Below are 4,054 nucleotides of genomic sequence, written 5' to 3' on the forward strand. Positions count from 1 at the left end.
GGCGACTCGGCCGACAGCTGCTGGGACACCCGGGCCTCGGTCGTCGGGACCCGGGAGTCTCCACCGCCGGGCCGCATGAGCTCGACGTTGGACCAGAGATGGACGCCGACGGCGTCCCGCATCGCACGCAGGTAGTCCTCGAGGGGCGCGACCCGACCCGCCGCACCGTCCCCCCGCAGCGCCGCGGTCCCGACGCCCAGACCGTCCTGCGGGGCGATGAGCAGCCGTGTGCCGCTCGCAGTGTCGAGGATCAGCCGTGCGCCGCGACCGGCCTGAGCCGGTGTGAATCCCGCACGGCCCGTGCGGGACTCGAGATACGGGGAGACGACGACCAGGGCGCCCGGCGTCGTGGCGTTGACGGCTGCGTGCTGCACGGCATACAGGGACCGGACGGGGGCCCACGTCGCGGTGTCGGTCACCGGCATCTCGACGTGCTGGTAGAAGCCGTCGGCGCCCTCGGCCGCCGCGTCCGCCACGAAGCGCTTCGTGAACTGCGCGAGCGTGGGCAGGTAGGAGGTGTCGGGCAGGTAGGTGACCCGGTCCTGCGATCCGGCCCTCGGGGCGGGGAGGCCGACGATCGTCTTGGCCCCCAAGCGGTTTCCCGCGGTGTTGAGAGCCTTGAGGCGGTCGTCGCCGCTCCGGGACACGACGACCGTGCCGCCGCCGGTGTCCATGACGGTCCACGTCACACCGGCCACCGTGGTGGTGTGGTCCGTGGGACGCAGCGCTGCGGGGGCCCAGTCACCGCCGCCCGTGTAGTCGTATGCCGTGCGACTTCCGACGAGCTGCCGGACGGCGGCCGGGTAGGTGGACGGCGACGCGGGCAGGACCCGGTAGCCGAAGGTGATCGCGTCGGCCTGCATGCTGAGGAGCAGCGAGGCGTTGGCGCACGGTGTCGCGGCCGGCATCACGAAGTAGGCGGAGATGCCCTGGGGTGCCGAGTGAGCCGCAGAGGCGGCGGAGGCGGTGGCCGATGCCGTGGCGGTCGGGCACGATGCGGTGCTGGCCGTCGCGGTGGGGGACTCACCGGAAGTCTCCGAGCCGGAGCTCCCCGAGCAGGAGGCGGCGGCGGCGAGACCCAGGGCCACGGTCACGGCCGTCGCGACACCGCCCCACGGGCGCCTCACCATCGATCGCTGCCGCGTGGGACGTGCCCAGAGCGCCCTCCACCGCTCACCAGACGACCCGCACGCCGGCCACCTCATGGAAGGCGGGGTCCTTGCTCACGAGCGGCATGGACTCGATCATGCTCTGCGCGGCCAGCATGCGGTCGAAGGGGTCGCGATGGTCCCAGTCGAGACGCCCAGCGAGCAGTGCGTGCTGGAGGGAGATGTCGAGCGGGCGCGCCCCGAGCCGGGCAAGATGACGGTCGAGGCCGTCGAGGACCACCGCCGCCCCGGCCAACTTGCCGAGCCGGCTCTTGGTGGACAGCTCCCAGCCTGACGCGGCGGAGACATGCAGCCGCACGCGGGAGTCAGCGACCAGCGCGTGCGCGGCAGCCCCGAGGCGGGCGGGGTCCGTGAGCGCCCACAAGAGGGCGTGGGTGTCGAGTAGGCAGTCTCCGCTCACGACTCCCACGCGGCCAGCTCTTCCTGGGGCAGCTCCTCGAAGAAGGTGCCCGGGACCTGCCACGCGACGAAGCCGAGGTCTCGCTGCCCCCGCCCGCGGACGGGCACGAGGCGAGCCACGGGCTCGTCGCCTCGGGCGATGATGACCTCTTCGCCGCGCTCCACGTCGGCGAGGAGGGCCGAGAGGTGGGTCTTGGCCGCTTGGATCTTCACGGTCCTGCTCATGCTGCGACGCTACGTTGGTCAGCCAAGCTGGTCAACCTGGTTGCCCCCGCTGAGACCAGCTGGTGGTGCGGCGCCGCTGCGGCCTTCGCACGTTAAGGCAACGTTGTCGAGCCGTGGGGTGTCTCTACCAGGAGAGCCATCGTGGAGGAGCGGCCATGCATGTCATGCGGACCCTGTCAGCACTCGTCCTCGCCCTCGTCGCCGGATGCGGCACGGGTGGCCCGCAGCCCGGGCCGGGGTCGGGGGACGGCCCGACCGCCGTCGACCGGTGCCCACCCGTCGCCAGCGGCGGGCCGGTCGCCATCGTGGACTACGTCGACTTCATCCGGACCGGCGGCGTGGAGTTCCTCGCGGGTCTCGGTGACGTGCCGGCAACCGCGGACCAGATCGGTTCCGAGCTGTTCCGCATCACGTGCAGCTACAGCGAGCTCAACCGGCGCACCGGCCACCAGCCCCCACCGCCGGTGGACGGCGGGGCCGGGCTGCTGCCGGCGGGCACGCCCGTTCATGCGGTCGCGGGCTGGCCGCCGAGGTGCCGGCTCGCCGCGCAGCGGGACGGCAGGTGGCAGGTCTACCGGGCCACGGTGCCGGGCGCGAAGACCATGACGTATGCCGCGTGCGCCGCCACCCCGTCGACGTCGGCGAAGCCGCCCTCCCAGGGCTGAGCGGCCGGAGCGCGAGCAAGCCGACCGGCCGGAGCCGGCCCCAGCGGCATACGTGCCGTCGTCGTCACGGCAGCGCGGCGGCCGCCCGTCCCGCCAGGAAGAACGCGAGGACGGCCTCGGCGTCCGGGACCGGCCCGAGCGGCGTCGCCGCGCCGAAGGGCTGGTTCCAGAAGTCCCCGGTGCGGGGCCGGTGCGGGCCGACGTACGCATACGGCTCCGGCACGAGCGAGTCGCCGGGGGAGACGCCGTAGTTGACCGCGTCGACGGTCACGCCCACGTCGAAGTGCTCCGGCCACAGCACCGGCACCTCGTGGGGCGCCAGGCGCCGCAGGGCCGTCTCCCCGGCTGCGAAGCAGGACGAGAGGTGCTGCGCCGCAACGGGATCCGCGGTCAGCGGCTCGTCCACGGTCACTCCCGACCCGCCGGGGTAGACCTGCGTGAGCGTGGCCACGACGAGACCGACCGCCTCGGCCAGCGCGGACGCGGACCTCCCCTCGATCGGCACCCGACGGTCGCCGCGCACGAGCACCGCGCCGTCTACCCGCACGTCCGGCTCGGCGACGGTCCCGAAGCCGCCGGGCGTGACGCGCAGCCGGATCGTGCCGGACGTGCGCCACTGCGGTCCGGCGAGCACGAGCTCGGCGACGCCGTGCAGGGCCCGGCGGGTGTCACCGGGGAGCATCGGAGCCTCCCTCGTGCGGGAAGGAGGTCCGGGCCGGGCGCTCGAGGTCCTCGCGGTGGTTGCGGATGAGGTCGAGGTTGCGGTCCCTCAGGTGGTCGAAGCCCTGCCCGACGTTGGAGCCTGGCGTGAGGGACCGCAGCGCCTCGTCGGGGTCGAGGCGCGCCGAGACCCAGCCCTCGTGCGTGGCCGCCTTGGCGACGATGTGCCCCAGCGGGGTGACGACGTGGGAGTTGCCGAAGTAGAGCACCCCGGCCGGGTCGACACCGGTCGCGTTCGCGCCGATGACGTAGACGTGGTTGTCGTAGGCCCGGGCACGCGACGTCAGCTCCCAGATGTCTGCGCTGCGCAGCAGGGCCGAGGGGCGGCAGATCACCTCGGCGCCCCGCACCGCCTGGATCCGGGCCAGCTCCGGGTAGTCGCCGTCGAAGCAGATCATCATGCCGATCCGGCCGAGCTCGGTGTCGCACACCGTCACGGTGTCGCCCGGAGTGACCCACCCGCCTCCGCTCGCGATCTCGGAGCAGAACGGGTGTGTCTTGCGGTAGACACCGAGGACGTCGCCCGAGGGGCCGATGAGGGCGGCGGAGTTGTGCACGACTCCTCGCTCGGCGCCCCGCTCGTAGGTGCCGACGCAGAGGTGGATGCCGAGCTCGCCCGCGACGTCCTGGAGCGGCTCGACGACCGGTCCGGGCAGCTCGCTCATGAGGTCCCACAGCTGCTCGGTGGAGCAGTCCGGCGTGAAGCCCGTGGTGGCGGACTCGGGCAGCACGACGAGCTCGGCGCCGGTGTCGGCCACGCAGCGCCTGGTGACGTCGACGCACTTGTCGACGTTGGCGCGGACAGCCGCGGGGGACAGGGGCCCCGGCACCGGCGCGAGCTGCACGGCAGCGGCGGTGAAGGCGCGCATCAGCCCC

6 protein-coding genes are annotated in these 4,054 nt (G+C 73.4%); 1 reads left to right on the forward strand and 5 read right to left on the reverse strand.

Annotated elements, in window-relative coordinates; translation table 11 throughout:
* The 3 genes from VFJ94_RS14545 to VFJ94_RS14555 all read right to left on the reverse strand — a co-directional run.
* On the reverse strand, window positions 1-1,130 hold a 1,130-nt coding region (locus VFJ94_RS14545; protein WP_325004941.1), incomplete at its 3' end, for a hypothetical protein.
* 43 nt (window positions 1,131-1,173) lie between these two features.
* Window positions 1,174-1,578 (reverse strand): type II toxin-antitoxin system VapC family toxin, encoded by a 405-nt coding sequence (locus tag VFJ94_RS14550; protein ID WP_325004942.1) that lies wholly within the window; start codon window positions 1,576-1,578, stop codon window positions 1,174-1,176.
* A complete protein-coding gene (locus VFJ94_RS14555) occupies window positions 1,566-1,793 on the reverse strand; it encodes a type II toxin-antitoxin system prevent-host-death family antitoxin (protein ID WP_325004943.1) in 228 nt (75 codons plus the stop codon). The genes VFJ94_RS14550 and VFJ94_RS14555 overlap by 13 nt, the downstream gene beginning before the upstream one ends.
* A 155-nt stretch (window positions 1,794-1,948) precedes the next feature.
* On the opposite strand from VFJ94_RS14555, the gene VFJ94_RS14560 reads away from it, so the two are divergent.
* A complete protein-coding gene (locus VFJ94_RS14560) occupies window positions 1,949-2,458 on the forward strand; it encodes a hypothetical protein (RefSeq protein WP_325004944.1) in 510 nt (169 codons plus the stop codon).
* Between the two features lie 64 nt (window positions 2,459-2,522).
* On the opposite strand, the gene VFJ94_RS14565 is transcribed toward VFJ94_RS14560, so the two are convergent.
* Window positions 2,523-3,140 carry a hypothetical protein gene (locus VFJ94_RS14565; protein ID WP_325004945.1) on the reverse strand — a complete coding sequence of 206 codons (618 nt, stop codon included), beginning with the start codon at window positions 3,138-3,140 and terminating at the stop codon, window positions 2,523-2,525.
* Window positions 3,127-4,054: carbon-nitrogen hydrolase family protein (locus VFJ94_RS14570; RefSeq protein WP_325004946.1), on the reverse strand; the 928-nt coding region annotated here is incomplete at its 5' end. The genes VFJ94_RS14570 and VFJ94_RS14565, both read right to left, overlap by 14 nt.

The sequence above is a fragment of the Intrasporangium sp. genome (assembly GCF_035688975.1).
In the GTDB taxonomy this organism is placed as follows: domain Bacteria; phylum Actinomycetota; class Actinomycetes; order Actinomycetales; family Dermatophilaceae; genus CALMNV01.